The sequence below is a fragment of the Stenotrophomonas sp. 278 genome, from assembly GCF_003935715.1.
GTDB lineage: Bacteria > Pseudomonadota > Gammaproteobacteria > Xanthomonadales > Xanthomonadaceae > Stenotrophomonas > Stenotrophomonas maltophilia_AH.
On sequence record NZ_RHPP01000286.1, the window covers coordinates 1 to 1,411 of the forward strand.

Here is a 1,411-nt window from a genome sequence, read left to right on the forward strand (position 1 = left end):
GCCGGGTGGGATCTGCCGTTGCCGGGGCAGGAGGGGCCTGCAGCCAGGCCAGCGCTTCCTCGCGCGGCGGCAGCTTGAATTCGAGGCGCTGGCAGCGGCTGCGCACGGTGGCGGGCAGGCGCGCGGGGTCGCTGCTGATCAGCCACAGGTAGCGCCCGGGCTGGGGCTCTTCCAGGGTCTTGAGCAGGGCGTTGCAGGCGGCGCGGTTGATGGCATCGGCCGGGTCGACGATGACCACCTGGGCGACGCCGTACTGGGGGGTCAGCGCCAGCTTCTGCGAGATCTCACGGACCTGCTCGATCACGATCTCGGTGCGCAGCTTGTCGCCGGTCTTGTTCGGAATGAACGACACCTGCTGCAGGTCCGGGTGGGTGCCGGCAGCAATCAGCTGGGCGGCGCGCTGGGCGGCGGCGGGCTCGCCGCGCTCCAGCACGTGTTTGGCCAGCGCCAGGGCGACCTCGGCCTTGCCGAGCCCGGCCGGGCCACAGATCAGCAGGCCATGGCCGAGGCGGCCAGCGTCGAGCGCGGCGACGGTCTGGTCATAGGCGCGCTGCTGCCAGGGCGAGAACTCAGCCATTGCCGCCTCCCTTGCCCAGATAGGCATCGATGGCAGCCACGACCTGGCCGGCGACGCCGGCCTGGTCCTGGCTGGCGTCGATCACGCGGAAGCGATCGGGTTCGGCGGCGGCGCGCTGGCGGAACACGTTGCGCACGCGCTGGAAGAAGTCGTCCTGCTCACGCTCGATGCGGTCCGGGCCTTCGTCACGGCCGCTGGCACGGGCGCGGCCCACGGCCACATCCACGTCCAGCAGCAGGGTCAGGCCGGGCTGCAGGCCGACGGTGCGGCGCTCCAGCTCGGCGATGAAGGTCGGATCGAGGCCGCGCCCCCCACCCTGGTAGGCGTAGCTGGAATCGGTGAAGCGGTCGCTGAGCACGTAGGTGCCTTGGGCCAGTGCGGGCAGCACGACCTGGCGCACGTGCTGGGCGCGGCCGGCGAACACCAGCAGCAGCTCGGCCTCGGCGCTCAGCGGCTCGGCGGCGATCTCGGGGTCGGGAGTGAGCACCAGCGCGCGGAGGCGCTCGGCCAGCGGGGTGCCGCCGGGCTCGCGGGTGAGCAGCACGGTGTGGCCATGCGCTTCCAGTGCCTGGCGGATGGCGTTGAGCGCGGTGGTCTTGCCCGCGCCCTCCCCGCCTTCCAGGCTGATGAAGTGTGGATGGCGATGCAGGTCAGGGATCATTGCGGTTGTGCCTGCTGCTGCGCACGCTGCTGACGCAGCTGCTGCAGGTAACGGGCGACGGCGGCGTTGTGGTCGGTGTAGGTGGCCGAGAACACGTGCGCGCCACTGCCGTCGCCCACGGCGACGAAGTACAGCGCATCGCCGGGGGCGGGCTGCGCGGCGGCGTGCAGCGC

3 protein-coding genes are annotated in these 1,411 nt (G+C 72.1%); all 3 read right to left on the reverse strand.

The annotated features are described in order from the left end of the window. Positions 1-577 (reverse strand): DNA polymerase III subunit delta' (locus tag EGJ34_RS21695; RefSeq protein ID WP_125362450.1); only part of this gene is annotated, 577 nt, incomplete at its 3' end. Then, positions 570-1,238, reverse strand: coding sequence for a dTMP kinase (tmk, locus tag EGJ34_RS21700; protein WP_125362451.1), 669 nt, complete (start codon positions 1,236-1,238; stop codon positions 570-572). The genes tmk and EGJ34_RS21695, both read right to left, overlap by 8 nt. Next, positions 1,235-1,411 (reverse strand): endolytic transglycosylase MltG (locus tag EGJ34_RS21705; protein ID WP_185750293.1); only part of this gene is annotated, 177 nt, incomplete at its 5' end. The genes EGJ34_RS21705 and tmk, both read right to left, overlap by 4 nt.